Source organism: Mameliella sp. AT18, from assembly GCF_028807275.1.
Taxonomy (GTDB): domain Bacteria; phylum Pseudomonadota; class Alphaproteobacteria; order Rhodobacterales; family Rhodobacteraceae; genus Antarctobacter; species Antarctobacter albus.
The window spans coordinates 34182-54052 of sequence record NZ_JARAMO010000316.1 but is presented as its reverse complement, the minus strand read 5'-3'; the positions used below and the strand labels follow the sequence as shown (position 1 = coordinate 54052).

General features: G+C 66.5%; 19 protein-coding genes. 10 read left to right on the top strand and 9 right to left on the bottom strand.

Features of this window, described 5'->3' with window-relative positions; genetic code table 11:
- Window positions 1-122: 122 nt before the first annotated feature.
- The 4 genes from PVW46_RS27030 to PVW46_RS27015 all read left to right on the top strand — a co-directional run bounded on the left by PVW46_RS27030 (window position 123) and on the right by PVW46_RS27015 (window position 3674).
- The gene (locus PVW46_RS27030) at window positions 123-437 is read left to right on the top strand and encodes a hypothetical protein (protein WP_069208791.1); all 315 of its coding nucleotides are present in this window, start codon (window positions 123-125) and stop codon (window positions 435-437) included.
- Between the two features lie 108 nt (window positions 438-545).
- Entirely contained in the window at window positions 546-2069 is a 1524-nt protein-coding gene (locus tag PVW46_RS27025; RefSeq protein WP_083242229.1) for a DUF4153 domain-containing protein, read from the top strand.
- Window positions 2029-2703, top strand: a complete 675-nt coding sequence (locus tag PVW46_RS27020) for a response regulator transcription factor (RefSeq protein WP_069208793.1) — start codon at window positions 2029-2031, stop codon at window positions 2701-2703. Before PVW46_RS27025 ends, PVW46_RS27020 begins: the two co-directional genes overlap by 41 nt.
- The gene (locus PVW46_RS27015) at window positions 2700-3674 is read left to right on the top strand and encodes a sensor histidine kinase (RefSeq protein WP_069208794.1); all 975 of its coding nucleotides are present in this window, start codon (window positions 2700-2702) and stop codon (window positions 3672-3674) included. The genes PVW46_RS27020 and PVW46_RS27015 overlap by 4 nt, the downstream gene beginning before the upstream one ends.
- A 10-nt stretch (window positions 3675-3684) precedes the next feature.
- Here the strand turns inward: PVW46_RS27015 and PVW46_RS27010 are convergent, their stop codons facing one another.
- The gene (locus PVW46_RS27010; RefSeq protein WP_069208795.1) at window positions 3685-4800 is read right to left on the bottom strand and encodes a glycosyltransferase family 2 protein; all 1116 of its coding nucleotides are present in this window, start codon (window positions 4798-4800) and stop codon (window positions 3685-3687) included.
- A gap of 141 nt (window positions 4801-4941) precedes the next feature.
- Between PVW46_RS27010 and PVW46_RS27005 the strand changes: the two genes are divergently transcribed.
- From PVW46_RS27005 to PVW46_RS26985, 5 genes are all read left to right on the top strand, one after another.
- Complete coding sequence (locus tag PVW46_RS27005) at window positions 4942-5937, top strand: NAD-dependent epimerase/dehydratase family protein (RefSeq protein WP_069208796.1); 996 nt, start codon at window positions 4942-4944, stop codon at window positions 5935-5937.
- Between the two features lie 13 nt (window positions 5938-5950).
- Window positions 5951-7750: an ABC transporter ATP-binding protein gene (locus PVW46_RS27000; RefSeq protein ID WP_069208797.1), complete on the top strand. Its 1800-nt coding sequence runs from the start codon at window positions 5951-5953 to the stop codon at window positions 7748-7750.
- An 82-nt stretch (window positions 7751-7832) separates the two neighbouring features.
- Complete coding sequence (locus PVW46_RS26995) at window positions 7833-9506, top strand: sulfatase-like hydrolase/transferase (RefSeq protein WP_069208798.1); 1674 nt, start codon at window positions 7833-7835, stop codon at window positions 9504-9506.
- 215 nt (window positions 9507-9721) lie between these two features.
- The gene (locus PVW46_RS26990) at window positions 9722-10036 is read left to right on the top strand and encodes a nitrilase-related carbon-nitrogen hydrolase (RefSeq protein ID WP_069208799.1); all 315 of its coding nucleotides are present in this window, start codon (window positions 9722-9724) and stop codon (window positions 10034-10036) included.
- A 64-nt stretch (window positions 10037-10100) separates the two neighbouring features.
- Window positions 10101-10547, top strand: coding sequence for a nitrilase-related carbon-nitrogen hydrolase (locus PVW46_RS26985; RefSeq protein WP_069208800.1), 447 nt, complete (start codon window positions 10101-10103; stop codon window positions 10545-10547).
- Here PVW46_RS26985 and PVW46_RS26980 read toward each other — a convergent pair.
- The 8 genes from PVW46_RS26980 to cydD form a co-directional block, all read right to left on the bottom strand.
- On the bottom strand, window positions 10499-10858 hold the full coding sequence (locus PVW46_RS26980) for a DUF5368 domain-containing protein (protein ID WP_069208801.1): 360 nt from the start codon (window positions 10856-10858) through the stop codon (window positions 10499-10501). The two genes, PVW46_RS26985 and PVW46_RS26980, sit on opposite strands and share 49 nt — an antisense overlap.
- A gap of 12 nt (window positions 10859-10870) precedes the next feature.
- Complete coding sequence (locus PVW46_RS26975; RefSeq protein ID WP_069208802.1) at window positions 10871-12190, bottom strand: NAD(P)/FAD-dependent oxidoreductase; 1320 nt, start codon at window positions 12188-12190, stop codon at window positions 10871-10873.
- A gap of 164 nt (window positions 12191-12354) precedes the next feature.
- Complete coding sequence (locus PVW46_RS26970; protein ID WP_069208803.1) at window positions 12355-12795, bottom strand: DsrE family protein; 441 nt, start codon at window positions 12793-12795, stop codon at window positions 12355-12357.
- A gap of 104 nt (window positions 12796-12899) precedes the next feature.
- Window positions 12900-13037: a cytochrome bd-I oxidase subunit CydX gene (gene cydX, locus PVW46_RS26965; protein WP_043143396.1), complete on the bottom strand. Its 138-nt coding sequence runs from the start codon at window positions 13035-13037 to the stop codon at window positions 12900-12902.
- A gap of 12 nt (window positions 13038-13049) precedes the next feature.
- Window positions 13050-14213, bottom strand: coding sequence for a cytochrome d ubiquinol oxidase subunit II (cydB, locus tag PVW46_RS26960; protein WP_069208804.1), 1164 nt, complete (start codon window positions 14211-14213; stop codon window positions 13050-13052).
- A gap of 5 nt (window positions 14214-14218) precedes the next feature.
- Window positions 14219-15829, bottom strand: coding sequence for a cytochrome ubiquinol oxidase subunit I (locus tag PVW46_RS26955; RefSeq protein ID WP_069208805.1), 1611 nt, complete (start codon window positions 15827-15829; stop codon window positions 14219-14221).
- Between the two features lie 156 nt (window positions 15830-15985).
- The gene (cydC, locus tag PVW46_RS26950) at window positions 15986-17632 is read right to left on the bottom strand and encodes a thiol reductant ABC exporter subunit CydC (RefSeq protein ID WP_069208806.1); all 1647 of its coding nucleotides are present in this window, start codon (window positions 17630-17632) and stop codon (window positions 15986-15988) included.
- Complete coding sequence (gene cydD, locus PVW46_RS26945; RefSeq protein WP_069208807.1) at window positions 17629-19257, bottom strand: thiol reductant ABC exporter subunit CydD; 1629 nt, start codon at window positions 19255-19257, stop codon at window positions 17629-17631. Before cydD ends, cydC begins: the two co-directional genes overlap by 4 nt.
- A gap of 123 nt (window positions 19258-19380) precedes the next feature.
- Between cydD and PVW46_RS26940 the strand changes: the two genes are divergently transcribed.
- A complete protein-coding gene (locus tag PVW46_RS26940; protein ID WP_069208808.1) occupies window positions 19381-19854 on the top strand; it encodes an RrF2 family transcriptional regulator in 474 nt (157 codons plus the stop codon).
- The last annotated feature ends 17 nt before the right edge of the window (window positions 19855-19871 follow it).

Here is a 19871-nt window from a genome sequence, read left to right as displayed (position 1 = left end):
TTTGTGACGACCGCGCAGCGTGTCATCCGGTCGGTCGGCGGCTTGCCGGCCCTGAAACCTTGTCGGAGACATACTGCCACCAAAATTCTCCTGTCGAAGTCCCGGGACAGGAGGTTTCGGATGTGTTCGATAGGACGGGCCAGCCTGCCGCGGGCGTGGATTCCGGCAAGAACGGCGAAACGCGTGCCGTGCTGGATCCGGAGGGATTGCGGTTCTATCGCAAGATGCCCGAAACCGTCAGGCGCAGGGCGGATGGTTTGCCGATGGGTGAACGTGCGGCCTTCGTCGGTTTGTGGGGCCGGGCCGAAGCGCGGCACTGTCCACACGGGTCTGAACGGCTCATGGAACCGGGCCGGCACTACGGGTTCCGGGTCCGCACCACGAAAGACTGGAAAGCCCTGCGCAACTGGGCTTTGGAGGCCGTCCTCGACCAGTGAAGGGGCCCTCGCTGCCCCGCCCTGCACGAAATCTGCACAACTTGCGCGCAAGCCCTGCACGCAGCCAGGTCCATCCTGATCCCATTCCAAAACACGGGAGAGTGGGACATGGACAGGCAATTGAGTATTCCCGGGCTGCCACACGCATTGGCAAGAGACGGCTGGTGGCTTGACGAGGGCGCAGCCCCGCCAGCGCAGGGCGACGGTGGGTCCGGCCCTGCCGGGGTGCGGTTTCCCCGACGCCTCGCGGCGGTCTTGACGCTGGTGGCGCTGGCGGACTTTCTGTTCTGGGGCAGGGCGCCGGGCCTTTCGGTGGTGATCTTTGCCGCGGCGATCCTGGCATGGGGTCTGCAGGGGGCCGGGGCATGGCGGCGCCCGGCGGGGCTGTTCCTGGTCGCGGCCCTGCCGGCGGTCGATCATCTGCAGCCGCTCTCGCTGGCCTTCCTGCTGGTCGGGCTGGGAGGCGCGCTGACCTGGGCGCATCACCCGGCGGCGCCGATTGCGGCGCTGTCGTCCGCCACGGGCGCCTTTCTGGGGCGGTTGCCTGTGGCCTGGCTGGCACAGCTTGACCCGCGCCGCCTGTTTGCCTTGCCCGCAGCCCTGGCGGAGGCGCCGGTTCCGTTGGTGCGCAAGGTCTTGCGCGACTGGGCCTTGCCGCTGGGCGGCGCATTGGTGCTCGTGGCGCTCTTGATGCAGGCGAACCCTGTGCTGGCGCAGCTTGTGCAGATCGACCTGGATCTCTGGCAATTGGCACAGCGCCTTGTCTTCTGGGGCGGGATCGCGGTGCTGGTCGGTCCGTTCCTGGCGCCGGTGCCGCCATGCGACCGGGTAACCCGCGGCCTTGTGATACCGTCGATTGCGCCGGGATGGCTCAACCCCGGATCCGTCCTGCGCGGCCTGGCGGTCTTCAACCTGCTGATCGCGGTACAAAGCCTCACCGATGTCTCGATCCTGCTCGGGGGCGCCGATCTGCCCGAGGGCATGACCCTGGCCGAATACGCGCATCGCGGCGCCTATCCGCTGTTGGCTGCGGCGGTGCTGGCCGGCGCATTCGCCCTGGCGGCGCGGCCTTTCCTGGGCGAACACCGCCTGATCAGACCGCTGCTGCTGCTTTGGCTGATGCAGAACATGGTGTTGTGCGGGGCGGCGGCGCTGCGTCTGGACCTCTACATCGAGACCTTCGGGCTGACCTACCTGCGGCTGCACGCGCTGATCTGGATGGCGCTGGTGGCGGCGGGGATGGGACTGGCGCTGTGGCAGGTGCTGCGGGCGCGGTCGAATCGCTGGTTGCTGGTGCGGGGCGGTGTTCTGGGGCTGGCGACGCTGTACCTCTGCGCGATGGTGAATTTCGCCCAGGTGATCGCGGCACAGAACGTGACCCGGGCAGAGCCGGACCTGCGGTATCTCTGCGGTCTGGGTCCGATGGCCGCAGGGCCGATCGTCGAAAGCGGCCTGGGCCGGGTCATCGGGCGTTCGGTCCAGCTGGGGCCGTGCTGGATCACTCGTCCCGAGGTCGAGGACTGGCGGGGTTGGGGCTTTCGCAGCTGGCGCGCAAGCCGCTATGTTCAAGGCGTGATGGTGGAGCGGCCTGATGAAGATCCTGATCGTGGACGACGATCCCCGCCTACGTGACCTGGTGCGGCTGGCGCTGGAACGGGCGGGCCATGCGGTCATCACTGCCGGCGACGGGCAGCAGGCGCTGACCCATGCCGCGCGCGAGGCGCCGGACCTCGTGGTGCTGGACGTGGGTCTGCCCGAGATGGACGGGTTCGAGACCTGCCGCCGCATCCGCGCGCGATCCGAGGTCCCGATCCTCTTTCTGACCGCGCGGGATGACGAGATCGACCGCATTCTTGGCCTGGAACTGGGGGCCGACGACTATGTGACAAAACCCTTCAGCCCGCGCGAACTGGTCGCGCGGGTGGGCGCGATCCTGAAGCGCACCGCGCGCGGGACCGTTCCGGCACGGCTGGAACGGGGGCGCTTGTCGCTCGATTGCCATGCGCGGCTCTGCCGCTTTGGTCCCGCCGAGATCGCTCTGACCGCAACCGAATTCGGCCTCCTCGCGCGGCTGATGCAGGAGCCCGCGCGCCTGACGCCGCGCGCCGACCTTGTCGCCGCGCTTTGGGGGGCGCAAAGCGCGGTGTCGGACCGGACGCTGGACAGCCACCTGCGCAACCTGCGCCGCAAGCTGGCCGAGGCCGGCTGCGCCGAGGCGGTCGAGACGGTGCACGGGCAGGGGATGCGGATGGGGCCGTGTCGATGACCGGGCATTGGCGGCCCTCGCTCGGCTTTGTCCTTGGCGGGGCGCTGGGCGGGACGCTGGTGGTGTCTTTCGCCGGGCTGGTGGCGCTGCGTTACCTGGGGCCGGTGATCGGGTTCCGCAACGCGGCGATCCTGCTGGCCCTGTCGATCACACTGGTGACGGCGGTGCTGGGCTGGCTGCTGGTGCGCCTGCTGCTGCGTCCCATTCACGCGCTAGAGGCCTATGCCGAGGCGCAGGAAAGGGGCGACACCCCGGCGCCGCCGCGCCATTTCGGCACCCATGAACTGCATGCCACCGCCCGCCGGGTGATCGCGATGGCCGAGACGCTGCGCGACCGAGAGGCGACGATCCGCGCCTTTACCGACCAGGTCACGCATGAGTTGCGTACCCCCGTCACCGCGATCCGCGCCGCCAGTGAACTGTTGGAGGATGGCGGGGCGCTGGGCCGTGACGACGCGGCGCTGGTGGCGCAGGTCGACGGCGCCTGCACCCAGATCGAGCGCCAGCTTGCCGCGCTGCGCGAGGTCGCCCGCGCGCGGGAGACGCGCTACCTCGGAACGTCCAGGCTGGACGATCTGCTGCCGGGCCTGCGCGAGGACCACGCGAAGCTGGTCTTGCAGGTCGAGGGCGGCAGCGTGCCCTTGCCGATCGCCGGGGCGGGCATGAAGATCGTCCTAGGCCAGCTGTTGCGCAATGCGGGCGAACATGGCGCAGGCCGCGTTCTGTTGCACGCAGGGACAGGGAACGGCGCGGCCTTCCTGGAGGTGCAGGATGACGGGGCAGGGATTTCGCCGGGCAATGCCGGGCGCGTCTTCGACCCGTTTTTCACCACGCGACGCGGCGCAGGGGGCACCGGCATGGGACTGGCCATCGTCCGCAGCCTGCTGAGCGCCCATGGCGCCGCCATCCGGCTGCTGCCGGCGGAACGGGGCACGCGGCTGCGGATCGTATTCGCACCCAGCGTGCGTTAGCCGTCCGGGCCTAGGCAGGGGCGGGCAGGGGCGTGACCTGCGACAACCGCTGTTCATAGGCGGCATCGTTGCGGTCGAGGACCGGACGGTAGGACGGGGCATAAGGCGCGCCTTCGGCAATCGCCTCTGTCGGGTCGTAGTCCTCGAACATCCGCAGGTCGCCCTGACCCGGTTTGGGCAGCAGGCCCAGGCGGGTCTTGATGCGTTTCTTGGCGACCTCCAGGAACTGCCCGAGGCGAGTCAGCATGATACGGAAAAAGGCCAGGGGCGTCTCGATCATCGCCTTGCCCAGGATCGCACCAGCATCACGCAGGTGCAGGCCGCGCGACAGCCGGATCACCGCGTTGCTGTAGGTCGTGGCCAGGGCCAGCTTGCGGATTTCCCGGCTGATCCTGGGATCTGCCATGAACTTCTCGACCACGGCATTGCCGCCAAGCGACATCGCGTAACGGTTCGAGGACATGTTGCCCGCGTAGATGCGATAGCCGACAAGATACTCGCGCACGACTTCCATCTTGTAGCGCCGCAACAGCCGCAACTGGAAATCCCGGTCCTCGCAGCCGCCGATGCCGTTCTGGGCGTAGGAGGGATCGAAACCGCCGACCTCCAGCGCTGCCTCGCGCCGGACAAGCAGGCTGCTGCCGTTGCCGACGTGGTTGACGACCAGGTGACTGGGAAAGATCGCGCCGCGCGCGTCATGCACCAGCCCGTCCCCGCGCACCTCACCGTGGGTGTTGATGGTGCGGAAGAGGGCGTAGCAGGCGGCCCAGTCGGGATCGCCTTTGTGCCGTTCCAGCGCGGCGACCTGCCGGGCGATCTTGGTGGGGTGCCACAGGTCGTCCGCGTCGAGATAGGCGACATAGTCGGCGGCAGAGGCGCGGGTGCCGACATTCCGGGCATTGGCGACACCACCGTTGGGAATCGTAATCACGCGCAGGTTGTTCATCCTGGAAGTCAACTCGCGCAGGATGTCGGGCGTGGCATCCGTCGATCCATCATCAACTACAATTATTTCAAGGTTTTCATGCGTTTGCCGTGAGGCCGACAAGATGGTAAGTTCAACGAAAGCAGCGCCGTTGTAGACCGGGATGATCACGCTGACCGAAGGGGTATCCGCTTGCGACATTTCCGTGTCCGTGCTTTCTTGACAAGCTACCATTGATGGCAGAATTCACTGTGGTTTACGCCGGTATGGCGGCTTGGGTCCGGGGCGACAAGCCCATGCGCAGGATTTGGTTTCTCGGTTGATTGAAGTGAGATTTGACAGATGAAAAGACACTCTTCCCCTTCCCGGGGCGCCAGAGTGCTTGTTTCCGGGGGGTGTGGTTTCATCGGCTCCCATTTGTGCGATGCATTGCTGGCGCGGGATGATCTGTCCGCCCTTGTCTGCGTCGACAACCTGTGGACCGGGACGGTCGACAACATCGCGCATGTTCGCGACAGCCGCTTTTCATTTGTCGAATGCGATGTGGAAAAGTTCACCTCGGACAGCCTGTTCGACGAGGTGTATCACCTGGCGTCGCCCGCCTCGCCGCAATGGTACATGAGCGATCCGCAACGCACGATTTCGGCCAATATCGTCGGGGCGATCAACCTGCTGCGCTACCTGAAGGAGGACGGGCGGTTCTGCTATACCTCCACCTCCGAGGTCTACGGCGATCCGGTGGTGACGCCGCAGCCCGAAACCTATCTTGGCGCGGTCAGCTGTACCGGCCCGCGATCCTCCTACGACGAAAGCAAGCGCGTGACCGAGTCCCTGCTGTTCGAGATGCGCCGGACGCGGGGTCTGGATATCCGGGTCGCGCGGCTGTTCAACGTCTATGGCCCGCGCACCCGCGTCGACGATGGGCGGGCGGTGTCCAATTTCATCAGCCAGGCGCTGTCCGGGGCGCCGATGACCATTTACGGCGATGGCACACAGACCCGCAGCTGGGGCTACATCGACGATATCGTCGAGGGGCTGGCGCGGTTCTTTTGGCGGGATGCGATCGACTATCCCGGCCCGCTGAACATCGGCAACAACCGCGAGATCTCGGTGGGCGGCGTCGCGCGCTATATCGGCGACCTGACAGGCCAACCCGAGATCGTGCACATGCCCAGCCCGCCGGACGATCCGACCAACCGTTGCCCGGACCTGACGCTGGCCAACAGGATCCTGCCCGGCTGGAAATGCGAAGTCCCCTACGAAGACGGCGTGCGGCGCACGATGCAGTGGTTCCGGGACGTGATGAAACCCTCGCCGGACGTGCGGCGCGCGAAATAGGGCGGCTTCGCGGATGAAGGCTCTGTTGCGCGACAGGATGCAAACCGCAGAATGGCGGCGGTTCGGGCGCGTGCTCGGTCTGCTCAGGGCCAGCCGGGGGTCGGTTTTCGTGGTTGTCGCACTGGGCCTTGTCTCGTCGCTCTTCGAGGGGATCAGCCTTTATCTCTTTCTGCCGATCCTTGCGCATCTGCCGGGCCAGTCGGGGGCAGAGGGCACGCTGCCGGCGCTGCTGGGCTGGGTCGACGACTGGTTTCCGCCGGACTGGGTCTTTACCGGGCTGCTGACAATGGCGGTGCTTGGCATCGTGCTCAAGAACGCGGTCAACTACCTGAACGTGGCGGTCTTTGCCTTTGTGAACTGCCGTGCGGGCCACCTTTTGCGCAGCAAGCTGAACGGCCAGATCCTCATGGCCAGCAGCAGCCATATCAACCAGACCCAGACCGGTGAGATCGCCAATGCCATGATCTCGGAAACCTGGCGCTCGGTCGAGGTTCTGGGCGACCTGTTCCGCATCCTGGTCAATGCCTGCGCGCTGGTGGTGCTGCTGGGAGTGCTGGCCATCGTGTCCTGGCAGGCGACACTGCTGGCGATGGGGGTCGGCGGGCTGTTCATGCTGGTGTCGCGGGTGATGACCGATGCCACCAACCGCGCCAGCGCCGAGGCGGTGGCCTCGAACACGGATTTCATCGGCCGGTTCTGGGAAACGATGGAAGGTCTGCCGGCCATCCGCCAATACGACCAGGCCGCCGCCGAGGGCGCGCGCTTTGATGCATTGTCGCGCCGGGTGGAAAAGGTCTACCTGCGAATGCAGCTGATCCAGAACGTGATCGGCCCCAGTTTCGAGGTGCTGGTCGCGATCTTCGTCGCGGTATTGCTGTCGCTGATGTTCCATTTCGGCATCGGCGGCCCCAGCGTGGCGGTGTTCCTGCTGATCCTGTTCCGCGCTGCACGGTCGTTGCGCGGGGTCATGGTGGGGGTCAACAAGATGCGCCAGCTGTCCTATGCCGTCGAAGAAGTGGGCCGCGTGGGCGAGGCCTGCGCCGCCTCGGCACTGCCCAACGGAGACCGTCCCTTTTCCGGCCTGGCGCAGGGCATCCGCCTGCGCGACGTCAGCTATCGCTATCCCGGTCGCTCAGAGCTCAGCCTTGACGGCATCGACATCGAGATCCCCGCCGGAGGGTCCGTGGCCTTCGTGGGTCATTCCGGGTCCGGCAAGACGACGGTTGCCCGGCTGCTGGGGCGGGAATTCGATCCGACGCAGGGACATGTGGAGGTCGACGGCATGGACCTGCGCGAGATCGAACTGGGGACCTGGCGGCGGCGGGTGGCGATCGTGCCGCAGGTGACGCATATCTTTGACGGCACCGTCGCCGAGAACATCGCCTACGGCGCCCAGGATGCCAGCGAGGCGCAGATCCGCCAGGTTGCCCACCAGGCCCAGTGCGATACATTCGTCCAGGCCCTGCCCAAAGGGTTCGACACGCGCATCGGGGCCAAGGGGGTGTTGCTCTCCGGCGGCCAGCGCCAGCGGATCGCCTTTGCCCGCGCCCTGTTGACGCGGCCGGATGTGCTGATCCTGGATGAGGCCACCAACGAGCTGGACACCCGCACAGAGACCGCGATCATGGAGAACCTGCGCCGGTCCCAGGCGGGCAAAACGCTGGTCATCATCGCGCACAGGCTGTCGACCGTGACCTGGTGCGACAGTATCGTGGTTCTTTCCGAAGGCAGGCTGGTTGAAACCGGTGCCCCGGCAGAGCTGATGGGCCGGGCCGGTGGCGCCTTTGCCGGGCTGATCCGCAACCAGCACTAGCCGCGGGCTTCCCGTTTGGCCGCATCCGCGCTAGGAATGAGAGAAGGTTGATATAGCAACAACCTTGCCGGAGGTGGTAATCATGGCCAAGCCCAGGAACATCCTGTTCATCATGTTCGACCAGCTGCGCTGGGACTACCTGGGCTGCTACGGTCACAGGACGCTGAAAACCCCCAATATCGACCGTCTGGCCGCGCGCGGGGTGCGCTTCGACCGGGCCTATATCCAGTCACCGATCTGCGGGTCTTCCCGGATGTCCACCTATACCGGGCGCTACGTCCACAGCCACGGGGCCAGCTGGAACGGCATTCCGCTCAAGGTTGGCGAGATGACCCTGGGCGATCACCTGCGCAAGCTGGGCATGTCCTGCAACCTTGTGGGCAAGACCCACATGCGCGCCGATGCCGAGGGCATGGCCCGGCTGGGTCTTGAACCCGACAGCCTGATCGGGGCGCGGGTGGCAGAATGCGGTTTCGACGTCTTCGAACGGGATGACGGCATGCTGCCGGAGGGGCCGGATGGGTCCTATGATCCGGACGGGGCCAGGGAGTACAACAAGTACCTGCGCGCCAGGGGCTACGAGAGCGACAACCCCTGGCATGACTTTGCCAATTCGGGGCTGGATGACGCCGGCAACGTCCTGTCGGGCTGGTTCCTGAAGAACGCCCGCGAGGCTGCCAACATCGCCGAGGAGGACAGCGAAACCCCCTACCTGACCGGGCGTGGCATGGCCTTCATGGAGCAGGCGACGGCGCCGTGGTGCTGTCACCTCAGCTTTATCAAGACGCACTGGCCCTACATCGTGCCCGAACCCTATGCCAGCATGTACGGCCCCGACGACGTGCAGGAGGTCATCCGGTCTGACGGGGAACGGCAGGACACGCACCCGGTGCTGCGCGCCTTCATGGACACCCGCGTGGGCGAGGCGTTCTCGCGCGCAGAGGTGCGAGAGGCGGTCATTCCGGCCTACATGGGGCTTATCAAGCAGGCCGACGACCAGATGGGGCGGCTGTTCGACTGGATGGAGCGCACCGGGCGGATGGAGGACACGCTGATCGTGCTGACCTCGGACCACGGTGATTTCCTGGGCGACCACTGGATGGGGGAAAAGACCTTCTTCCACGACACCTCGACCCGGGTGCCGCTGATCGTCTACGACCCTTCGCCAGAGGCCGACGCCACGCGCGGCACGGTCTGCGACGCGCTGGTGGAAAGCATCGACCTTGCGCCCACCTTCGTCGAGGTCGCGGGCGGTGAGCCGCCCGCGCATATCCTGGAGGGCGAAAGCCTTGTGCCGATCCTGCATGGCGAATGGACCGGCACGCTGCGCGACTACGCGATCTGCGAATACGACTATTCCGGTTCGCCCGTGGCGGCGAAGATGCGGGCGCCGGTGCGCGATGCGGTCATGTTCTGCGTGATCGACAGGCGGTACAAGCTGATCCATTGCGAAGGCGGCTATCGGCCCTTGCTCTTCGACCTGCAGGAGGACCCGCAGGAACTGGTCGACCTGGGCGCCAGTGCCGAGCACGCCGGGGTGATCGAGGACATGTACGACAAGCTGTTCGCCTGGACGCGGCGTCCCTCGCAGCGCACCACGCGGTCAGAGGCGCAGTTGATGGAGATGCGGCAGAAATCCGGGCGGCGCGGCGTCGTCCTGGGGGTCTACGACGAGAACGACGTCCCGCTGGAACTGACGGTGCGCTACCGGGGCCGCAAGGCACCGGACATGAAGCGCGGGCCGAAAGGGGGGTAAGGCCGGGCTACCCGGCCATACCTGTCCCGCGGCGACCGGAGATGTCGTTGCCGCGATACAATGCCGTGACCTGGCGGGCGGACGGGTGTCGTGACCGAGACCGCTGGGGAAGTTTGGCCGGTGAACCATTGCGTGCAAGAGGAGGGAAAGCCGTCAGGGAAGGGGGCCGTCATCCGCGCCGGCGACCGCGCCGAGGCTCTGCCCGGGGCAAGGACATGAGGCTGGCCCTCGCCCAGGCACCGGGAGAGCTTTCCACGGTCGTGGCGCGGCTGGACTGGCTGCGCGCGGCGCTGCCCGGAATCGCCGCTGACGGGGCCGATCTTGTGCTGCTGCCTGAACTCTTCGCCTGCGGATACAATATCGGGGATGCAGTGCACGAGCGTGCGGAACCGGCCAATGGCAGGATCTTTGGCGCAATGCGGGACCTTTCCCGCGAGGCCGGCGTGGCGATCCACTACGGCTTTGCCGAGGCGGCAGACGGGGGGGCCACAACTCGGCGCTTTGTGTCTCTCCGCAAGGAGCGGTGCTGACCCGCCAACGCAAACTGGCGATCCCGCCGGGGTTCGAGAGGCGCTACTACACGCCGGGACAGGGATGCCAGTTTTCCGCTGGAGGGGTGTCACCTGCGCGACGCTGATCTGCTACGACGCCGAGTTTCCCGAAACCCTGCGTCATGTCGCGGCAGAGGGAGCGCAACTGGTGCTTGTGCCCACGGCGCTGGGTGCGCAATGGCTTGTGGTGGCCCAGAACCTGATCCCCACACGCGCTTTTGAAAACGGGGTCTACGTGGCCTATGCCAACAGCGCGGGGATAGGGAACGGCCTGGCGTTCCTCGGGGCAAGCTGCATCGTCGCTCCGGATGGCACCGCCGCCGCACGGGCCGGCGCGGCGGCAGAGATCCTGATGGCCGATCTCGACATCGGCCGGGTGCATGCCGCGCAATCGCGGCTGCCCGACCTGGACGACCGGCGGTCATTGCGGGTGGGCGGGGATCAGTCGGACTCGATCCGGGGGCGGACGACAAGGGATTGCAACGTGTAGACGAGGATCGCCAGCCCGATCGCCCCGGCCACGGCGATCCCCAGCAACAGGATCACGTCCACCGGCCCGCCGATGTTGGACAGGTGCGAATGGGTCATGCGCAGCACGAACCAGACGGCTGCCACCGCGCCCAGGGGCATCGACAACTGCGCCAGCAGGAATTTGCGCCAGCTGATGCTACGGTCGCGGATCAGGACGTAGAGATAGGCCAGCGTCACCAGCACGGCCACCACGACCATGCCCCAGAACAGCCCCTTGCCAAAGATCTCTTCGAAGACGGCGAGGATGGTGCCGAATGTCAGGTCTTTCATGGGCCTCTCTCCTCAGGCCCGGCCACGCAGCATGGCGTTGTAGGTGGCCTTGAGGGCGACCTCCTTCATCAGCCAGCTGATCCAGAGCTCTTCCAGCGGCGCGATCACGCCGGGGAAGGAGGGCATCAGGTTGTTGTTGTAGTCGAACTCGACCAGCATGGCGCGGCCGACGCGGGTGATCATCGGGCAGGAGGTGTAACCGTTGTAAGCCTCAACCGTCTCGCGGCCCTCGATGGCGGCGATCAGCCCGTCCTCGACCACTGGCACCTGCCATTTGACGCTGGCGGCCGTCTTGCCCTTGGGCACGCCGGCGACGTCGCCAAGTGCCCAGATGTTGTCGAAGCGCAGGTGCCGCAGGCTGGCCATGTCGCACTCGACCCAGCCCTGATCCGTCCACTTGTCGGCCCATGACAGGCCCGACTGGCGGATCACCTCCGGCGCGCGCTGCGGCGGGATGACGTGGATATAGTCGTATTCCATCTGCACATCGGCGCCCGTGGCATCGGCAAAGGTGGCCCGCTTTGCGCCGGGATCAATGGATTTCAATGTGTGCTGCATCGCCGTGTCGATGCCCCGGTCGCCGAACAGCATCCGCACCTTTTCCGCCACGATGGGCACGCCGAACAGCGATCCCTGCGGTGCGGCATAGAGGAACTGTGCCTTGCCGCGCGTGCCACTAGTGCGGGCGATGTCATCGATCAGGAAAGTGTGTTTGAGCGGTGCCCCGGCGCATTTCATCTCTGTTGCCGGGCGGGTGAAGATCCCCAGGCCGCCGGTTTCGGTGAACCGTTGCGCGGCCTTCCAGGTGGCGGCGGCATATTGCGGCCCGGCATATAGCGCGCCGATGCCGTTTTCGCCCACCATGTCCAGCGAGAACCCCTCGATGGCGCCATGATCCAGGACCAACCCGGGCGCCACGACCAGATAGTCATAGGACAGCGAGGTGCCGCCCGTCGTGGTCACGGTGCGGGTCTCGGGATCGATTCCGGCGGCGGCCTCGGGAACCAGCGTCACGCCGCGCGGCAGCCAGTCGACCGTCTTCGAGACGACGTAGCCCGAGGGTTTGAGACCGGCGGCCACAAGCGACAGGCCGGGCTGGTACAGGTGGTCGGCGCGCGGGTCGACAAGGGTGATCCGGGCACCGTCCAGCCGCCGCACCAGGCGGTTGGCCAAGGCCGTGCCGCCGGCGCCCGCGCCGATGATGACGATCTTTGCTTTGGTGGCGGACTGGGCCTGCGCCCGCTCGGCGGTGCCCGCCGCGGCCAAGGCACCCGCCCCGGCGGCCAGGGTGAGGAACCCCCGGCGCGAGGGCTTGAAAGGTGATTCTGTCATGTAGCTCCTCCGAGACATGTGCGGGATTTTGAATACAACGGCATGCCGTGACATTGACCCAGGTCAAGAAAGTTGAATGTGTGAGGCTGGTTTTCGCGGGCAATCCGGTCATGAAAACGGGTCCGAACGGCAGGGTCCGGACCCGACCAGTGCAGGGCGCGGGCTCAGTAGCTGGCCACGCGGGCATTGGGCGCCATGATCGCGGCGGCCATCGTGCCGGGGTCGGCCACGGTCACGCCGTCCAGCAGAACCTCGGCGGTTGCGCCCTTGCCGGGCAGGTAGATGGCGCAGACTTCGACCTTGGTGTTCGGCTTGGACATGATCATCTGCATCAGCCCCTGGGGCGACATGCCCTTGGGCGGCTGTGCTGCGGTGGCGCTGTCGGGTGCGTCCTTCAGCGCGATGTCCGCGGCCGGACCGCAGAGCAGGACATGGGCGGATTTGCCCTGGCCCAGGGCCTGCATGGTCAGCACCATCGCCATCAGCTGGGTCTGGGGTTCCGGCGCGGTCAGCACGGTGACCAGCGTATCGGGCGCCTCCTGGGCGGCAGCAGGCAAGCCGAGGGTGGCAACGGCCAGCATGGCCGCAGTGAAAAGGGTCTTCATGAGACCTCCTGTCGGGTTTGGTAGAGTGGGGACCGGGGCAGGCCGGGTTGACCCGCCCCGGTGGGGAAATCCGCCGCCGGGACGATTGACGGCGGATGTCTGGATCAGTGGTCGTGGTCACCCACGGGACAGTCGCCCTCTTCGGTGAAACAGGCGTCGGTACGCAATTCCAGCCACATCGCGTTCAACACGGCAAAGGCGGCGGCCAAAGGCAGGCCGAGAAGCCAGGCGAAATACCACATGTGTTTTCTCCTTCAGTAGACGGTGTCGGAATTGCCGGTGACGTCATCCTCGGTGACCTTGCCCCAGAGCACCCTGTAGACCCAGGCGGTGTACATGAGGATCAGCGGCATGAAGATCGCGGTGACCACCAGCATGATGAACAGCGTCTGGTGCGAGCTGGAGGCATCCCAGACCGTCAGCGAACTGTTCGGGTCCACGGTCGAGGGCAGGATGAAGGGGAACATGGTCAGCCCGACAGAGGCGATGATCCCGGTGATCCCCAGCTTGGACCAGAGCAGAGTCGTGACCTCGCGGCCCGACACCAGCCCGCGCAGGGTCAGGGCGATGCCGAGAAAGCCCATGAGTGGGGCAACCGCGATCCAGGGGCGTTCGGCATAGGCGGACAACCAACTGCCGCCATGCGTGACCTCTGAATAGAGCGGGTTGGACGGACCGTTGGGCGTGACCTCGTTCACAAAGGAAAACCCGTCGATCCCCAGGGCCAGCCAGAGCCCCGCCAGCGCATAGCCCCCGGCGGCCACCATTCCGGCGATCACGCCGAACCGGCGCGCGCGGGCGGCCACCAGCCCCTCGGTCTTGAGGTTCAGCCAGGCCGCGCCATGCATGAGCAGCATCGAGATCGAGACCACACCCGCCAGCAGTGCGAAGGGGCGCAAGAGGCCCAGGAACTTGACCGCGAAATTGCCGTCATACATCGGCATCAGGTCCTCGGTCAGGTGAAAGGGCACACCCAAGAGCACGTTGCCCACAGCCACGCCGAACAGCAGGGCCGGGACCGCTCCGCCCGCGAAGAGCGCCCAGTCCCAGCGCGCGCGCCAGGCCGCACCGTCGCGCTTGGAGCGGTACTTGAAGGCCACGGGCCGGACGATCAGCGCCGCCAGCACGACGAACATCGCCAGGTAGAAGCCCGAGAAGGAGACCGCGTAGAGCGGCGGCCAGGCGGCAAAGATCGCGCCGCCGCCCAGGATGAACCAGACCTGGTTGCCTTCCCAGACCGGACCCACGGTGTTGATAACGACGCGCCGCTCCACATCGGTTTTCGCCACGAAGGGCAAGAGCGCGCCCACCCCCATGTCGAAGCCGTCGGTCAGGGCAAAGCCGATCAGCAATATGCCCAGCAGCGCCCACCAGATCACGCGCAGCGTGTCGAAGTCGATCATCTCGAACAGGATCATGTCTTTCACTCCGCCGGATTTGCAAAGGGACCCTGGCCGTCATGCGTGCGCAGACGGTGGATATGACGTTCCTGCCAGGCCTCGGTTTCGGCCACGTCCTGGAACGGACCCTTGCGGATGTATTTCACCATCAGGCTCATCTCGATCACGAAGAGCACCGTGTAGAAGATCACGAAGCCCGCGAGCGAGATCAGCAGGTCGGCCACGCTCAGGTGACTGACCGAGAGCGCCGTCGGCAGCACCCCGTCCACGGTCCAGGGCTGACGGCCGAACTCGGCCACGAACCAGCCCAGCTCTGCCGCGATCCAGGGTGTCGGGATGATGGCGACCGCGGCATAAAGCGACCAGCGCGGGAACTGCATCCGCCGGAAAGAGGCCCGGTAGAAGAAATACAGCATCACCGCGATAAAGCTGAAGCCAAGCGCCACCATGATCCGGAAGGCCCAGAACAGGGGGCCAACGCCCGGGACCGTGTCATTTGCGGCCTGCTTGATCTGCGCCTCCGTCGCCTCGCGGGGATCGTCGACATAGCGTTTCAGGAGCAGGGCAAAGCCCAGGTTCTCGGAATGCGCCTCGAAGGTCTCGCGCAGCTCTGGCGAGGTCGCGTCGCGTTCCGCGCGGATGGTCATCAGCGCGTCATAGGCGATCAGGCCGTCGCGGATGCGGTCTTCGGCCTCGTCCACCAGGTCGTTGATGCCGGGGATCTCCTGCGTCAGGCTGCGGGTGCCGATCAGGCCCATGACCCAGGGGATTTCCACCGCGTAATGGGTCTCGCGCGCCTCCTTGTCGGGCAATCCGATGGCGGTGAAGGGGGCGGGCGCCTCATGCGTCTCCCACATCGCCTCGATGGCGGCGAGCTTCATCTTTTGCGTGTGACTGGCCGAGTAGCCGGATTCGTCCCCCAGCACGACGACAGACAGCGCCGAGGCAAGGCCAAAGGCCGAGGCCACGGCGATCGACCGGCGGGCGAGGTCCTTGTGCCTCTCCTGCAGCAGGTAGAGCGCCGAGACGCCCAGCACGAAGACGCTGGCCGTGACATAGCCCGCGCTGACGGTGTGGACGAACTTGGCCTGTGCCACCTCGTTGAAGACCACGTCGAAGAAGGAGGTCATCTCCATCCGCATGGTCTCGGGGTTGAAGGCGGCACCGACCGGGTTCTGCATCCAACCGTTGGCGATCAGGATCCAGAGCGCGGAGAAATTCGAACCGATGGCCACCAGCCAGGCGACAACCATGTGCTGCACCTTGCTGAGCTTGTCCCAGCCGAAGAAGAACAGCCCGACGAATGTCGCCTCCAGGAAGAAGGCCATGAGCCCCTCGATCGCCAGCGGCGCGCCGAAGATGTCGCCGACGTAGTGGCTGTAGTAGCTCCAGTTCATGCCGAACTGGAATTCCATCGTGATGCCGGTTGCGACGCCGAGGGCAAAGTTGATCCCGAACAGCATGCCCCAGAATTTCGTCATCTGCCGCCAGATGGGGCGGTTCGTCATGACGTAGACGGTCTCCATGATCGCGACGAGGATCGACAGGCCCAGCGTCAGCGGTACGAAGAGAAAGTGATACATGGCCGTCATCGCAAATTGCAGGCGCGACAGCTCGACCAGTCCGATCTCCATGATTGGGCTCCCTTGAGCTTTGCAGGTAATTCCGCATCCATGACGCGGATTATCGGCAGTTATATTCCTGATGTGCTATGTGTTGTTGATCTGGATCAAAAGTCGTATCACAAAAGCGGAATAAATTCGAGGGAGCGCCGAGTACAAGAAACTGCCTCAGGTTGTTGCGGTCAGCGGCACAAGGCGGTCTGCCTGATCGGTTTCTTCCGGGCGGTGTGCGGCCATCAGGATCGCCGTCCGGGGCAGGGCCCTGCGCAGGCCGGTCAGGACGGCGTGTGCCGTGGCACTGTCCAGCCCCTCGGTCGGTTCATCCAGCAGCAAAAGGGCGGGGCGCCGCAACGGCGCGCGGGCCAGGACCAGCCGTCGGGCCTCGCCCCCGGACATGCCGGCGCCACGAAAGCCCAGCCTTGTTTCCAGCCCGGCCCGGTCGGCCAGGGTCCGGTCCAGGTGGACCGCCTTCAGGGCCTGCCAAAGCGCATCCTCCGTTGCCTCTGGTGCGGCAAGACGCAGGTTCTCTGCCACCGTGCCCGCGATCAGCGCATGGCGCTGTGGCACCATCGCGATATGTTGGTGCAGGATCTCGTCGGGCAGGTCGATGACGGGATGCCCGCCAAATGTCACGCGGCCCATGTCGGGGGTCAGTTGCCCGGCGGCCATCAGCAGAAGGGTGCTCTTGCCACCGCCGCTGGGGCCGGTCAGGGCCAGTGTCTCTCCGGGGCCAAGCAGCAGGTCGAGGGGGGCAAACAGCGGGGCGCCGTCGCCGCGCCGATAGGTAACCTGTTCCAGGCGCAGGATCGGGGTGTCGGGCGTGGCGCGGCGCCTGTCCGCTGGCGGCGCGGCCAGCGCCGGGGCGACGCGGCGGGCGGCGGGGATCATGCGCCCGATCTCTGTCAGGGCGCGGCGCACCGGGGCGACGGTTTCCCCAAGCGCCAGCGCGACGAAGATGCCGATGGCGGCCTCGGCGGGGGTGATGGTTCCGGCCTGAGCCAGCGAGGCGCCCATCCCCAGTGCCAGCGCAGTGATGCCCGCGCCGGTCAGGTCCAGCCCCAGACCCATGCGCCGTTCCAGCCCGTCCAGCCTGTCCTGTGCCGTGGCATGGCGGGAGATGGCCTCGGCCACATGAGCGCGCGCGGTCTGAAGCTGGCCAAAGACGGTTAGGTCCTCGCGCGCGGTGACAAGGTCGATCATCCGGCTGCGCGTGGCCTGCATCGCGGCCTCGGCCCGGCGTGAGGACCTGCGCGCAAGCCTTTGCCCCAAAAGGAAAACCAGGTTGGGCAGGATAGCATAACCCAACCCGACCACCAGCGCGACCGCAGGATGCACCAGGACCCACAGTGCCAGCGCGGCCAGCGCGATGACCGCCATGCCTGCCAGCCCCGGCAGCAGCAGGCGCAGCGCCACGCCGTCCAGCGCGTCGATATCCGCCGTCACCCGGTTGAGAAAGGCATTGGCGCGCAACCGTTCCAGCGCGCGATAGGGGCTGGTCAGCAATCCCTGCAACAGACGGACCCGCAGGCGGGACAGCGCGCGCAGGGTGGCATCATGGGTCGCCAGCCGCTCGCCATAGCGCGCCGCCGTCCGCCCCAGCGCCAGGAAACGCACCATCGCCGAGGGGCCGAAGACGTTGAACACCGCACCGATCCCGGCAAGACCTGCCGCCGCCGCGGCGGTGATGAACCAGCCCGAGAGGCCCAGAAGGGCCACCCCCATCAAGAGCACCGTCACCGCCAGCGCAAAGCCGCGCAGGAAAGCGCGGCGCTCGCCTTGCAGCAGCAGGCGGGTGATGCGGAAGAGTGCCGTCATGTCCCGGCCTCCAGCACCAGGTTGCGCGCCATGCGCGAGGAGAGGCGCGGGTCATGGGTGGCCACGATCAGCGTGCCGCCCCGCGCGACAAAACCCATCAACCCCTCGATCACGTCCCCGGCGGTTTCTGCGTCGAGATCGGCGGTGGGTTCGTCGGCCAGCAGCACGTCCGGCGCCCCGTGCAGCGCCCGGGCCAGCATGACGCGCCGCGCCTCTCCGCCCGAAAGGCCCGCGCCGCGTTCGCCCAGGGGCGTCAGCGTGCCTCGGGGCAGGGTAGCGAGGACGGTGCCCAGCCGGGCACGGTCCAGCGCGTCCGGGTCCAGCGGGGCGCCGAAGGCGATGTTGTGGCGCAGTGAGCGGTTGAGGAAATGCGGGGCCTGCGGCATCCAGCCGATGCGCGACCGCCAAGCATCGGCGGTATAGTCCGTCAGCGCGCTCTCGCCAAGGTGGATCGCCCCTGTGTCCGGAACCTCCAACCCGGCGAGCAGACGCAAAAGCGTGGTCTTGCCCACGCCGCTGGGGCCGGTGATGGCGACGCTCTCGCCCGGACCTATGGCCATGTCGGGCCAGGACAACACGCGGCCTTCGCGGGTCAGGGACAGGCCTTGCCAGCGCAGCCCGGCGAACCGGGGGGCCGTGTCATGCGCCCCGCGCCCCAGCCTCTGCGGGCGGGTTTCCTCGCGCCAGTGGACCAGCTCATCCTTGACGGCATCGGCGGCGGCCTTGTCGTGCCATGCGGCGGCAAGATCCCGCAAGGGTTGGAAAAACTCGGGCGCCAGCAGCAGCAGGTAGATCCCCGCGAAAGGCGCCAGAGGGGCGCCCCAGGTGCCCCAGGACAGCTCTCCCAGCAGGGAAAATCCGACCCAGACCGCGATCATTGCGACGCCGAGGGCCGAAAACAGTTCCAGCACGGTAGAGGACAGGAAGGCGATCCGCAGCACCGCCATCGTCCGATGGCGCAGCTCCTCCGAGGCCTCGGCGAACCCATCTACCACGGCGTCGCCCGCTCCGATCAGGCGCAGGTCGGAGAGGGCGGCCAGCCGGTCGGCCAGAAGGTCGCTCAGGGCGCCGATCTCTCCCATCTGGCGGGCGCTGGCCTCTTTCGCGGCCCAGCCGACCAGTGCCATGAAAAGGGGGATCAGCGGACCCGCCATCAGCAACACAAGTGCCACGGCCCAACTGTGCCAGGCGGCGATGCCCAGGATCAGCAGCGGCACGACGGTCGCGCGCAGGCGGGCAGGGCGATAGCGCAAGGCATAGGGGCGCAGTGCCTCCAGCTTTTCGGTGAGCAGGGCGGCAATGGCCCCGGCGCCGCCGCTGCGCGACGGCGCGGCAGCAGCGGTTTCGACCGTCAGGATCTCTGTCCTCAGGGCGTCAATCTGGGCCGAAGCCGCGCCTGACAACATGCCCTGCGCTGCCATGTCCAGTAACCCGCGCAGGCCCGCCAGGGCCAGGAATGCCAGTGCGGCCCAGAGCGGCGACAGCCCATCCGACCCGGTCAGCAGGTCGGCGAGCACGCGGGCGATCAGCACGGCCTGAACCGGCCAGACCAGCGCCGCGCCCAGCGAAAGCGCTGCGCCGATGCGGCTGGACCGCTCGGCCCTTGTCCTGGAATCCTGAGTCATGCGCACGCATTTCGTACCGTTTCAGCCCGCCCTAGCGCATCAAAGAGGTGGAAGACCTGATCTGGATCAAGGAAATCCACATCACGGGTACGGAATAATGGGAAGGTAAGGACGAGAGACAAGATGCGCCTGACCATACGAACCAATCTTGCCGCGCGCGTGCTGATGTATTGCGCCGTCAACGCCAGCGAGCTGGTGCGGACCTCGGATATTGCGCGTGACTGCAACGCCTCTCTCAACCACGTGGCGCGGGTGGTGCAGCAATTGCAGGCCGAGGGCTTCATCGAGACGCTGCGCGGGCGCGCGGGCGGGCTGCGACTGGCGAAACCGGCGGACCGGATTTCGATCGGGGCGGTGTTCCGCCTGTTTGAGACCGACATCCCCTTTGCCGAGTGTTTCGATCCGGACAACAACACCTGTCCGCTGACCGGCGTCTGCCGGTTGCGCAACTATGTCATCCGCGCGCTCGAGGCGTTCTACCATGAACTGGACATGGTGACGCTGGATGACCTGGTGCGTGGAAACTGTGGGCTTGTCGACCTGCTGTCGGCGGGGCCGCAGCTGCCGGACAATTGTTCCCGGGCCGGCAGGGCCTGAGGGGGACCGGATCAGGG

What these genes read in the sequence shown, in the direction of transcription:
- PVW46_RS27025 (WP_083242229.1), top strand. Translation starts at nt 546, where the DNA reads ATGGACAGGCAATTGAGTATTCCCGGGCTGCCACACGCATTGGCAAGA.
- PVW46_RS27020 (WP_069208793.1), top strand. Translation starts at nt 2,029, where the DNA reads ATGAAGATCCTGATCGTGGACGACGATCCCCGCCTACGTGACCTGGTG.
- PVW46_RS27015 (WP_069208794.1), top strand. Translation starts at nt 2,700, where the DNA reads ATGACCGGGCATTGGCGGCCCTCGCTCGGCTTTGTCCTTGGCGGGGCG.
- PVW46_RS27010 (WP_069208795.1), bottom strand. Translation starts at nt 4,800, where the DNA reads ATGTCGCAAGCGGATACCCCTTCGGTCAGCGTGATCATCCCGGTCTAC.
- PVW46_RS27005 (WP_069208796.1), top strand. Translation starts at nt 4,942, where the DNA reads ATGAAAAGACACTCTTCCCCTTCCCGGGGCGCCAGAGTGCTTGTTTCC.
- PVW46_RS27000 (WP_069208797.1), top strand. Translation starts at nt 5,951, where the DNA reads ATGAAGGCTCTGTTGCGCGACAGGATGCAAACCGCAGAATGGCGGCGG.
- PVW46_RS26995 (WP_069208798.1), top strand. Translation starts at nt 7,833, where the DNA reads ATGGCCAAGCCCAGGAACATCCTGTTCATCATGTTCGACCAGCTGCGC.
- PVW46_RS26990 (WP_069208799.1), top strand. Translation starts at nt 9,722, where the DNA reads ATGAGGCTGGCCCTCGCCCAGGCACCGGGAGAGCTTTCCACGGTCGTG.
- PVW46_RS26985 (WP_069208800.1), top strand. Translation starts at nt 10,101, where the DNA reads ATGCCAGTTTTCCGCTGGAGGGGTGTCACCTGCGCGACGCTGATCTGC.
- PVW46_RS26980 (WP_069208801.1), bottom strand. Translation starts at nt 10,858, where the DNA reads ATGAAAGACCTGACATTCGGCACCATCCTCGCCGTCTTCGAAGAGATC.
- PVW46_RS26975 (WP_069208802.1), bottom strand. Translation starts at nt 12,190, where the DNA reads ATGACAGAATCACCTTTCAAGCCCTCGCGCCGGGGGTTCCTCACCCTG.
- PVW46_RS26970 (WP_069208803.1), bottom strand. Translation starts at nt 12,795, where the DNA reads ATGAAGACCCTTTTCACTGCGGCCATGCTGGCCGTTGCCACCCTCGGC.
- cydX (WP_043143396.1), bottom strand. Translation starts at nt 13,037, where the DNA reads ATGTGGTATTTCGCCTGGCTTCTCGGCCTGCCTTTGGCCGCCGCCTTT.
- cydB (WP_069208804.1), bottom strand. Translation starts at nt 14,213, where the DNA reads ATGATCCTGTTCGAGATGATCGACTTCGACACGCTGCGCGTGATCTGG.
- PVW46_RS26955 (WP_069208805.1), bottom strand. Translation starts at nt 15,829, where the DNA reads ATGGAGATCGGACTGGTCGAGCTGTCGCGCCTGCAATTTGCGATGACG.
- cydC (WP_069208806.1), bottom strand. Translation starts at nt 17,632, where the DNA reads ATGACGGCACTCTTCCGCATCACCCGCCTGCTGCTGCAAGGCGAGCGC.
- cydD (WP_069208807.1), bottom strand. Translation starts at nt 19,257, where the DNA reads ATGACTCAGGATTCCAGGACAAGGGCCGAGCGGTCCAGCCGCATCGGC.
- PVW46_RS26940 (WP_069208808.1), top strand. Translation starts at nt 19,381, where the DNA reads ATGCGCCTGACCATACGAACCAATCTTGCCGCGCGCGTGCTGATGTAT.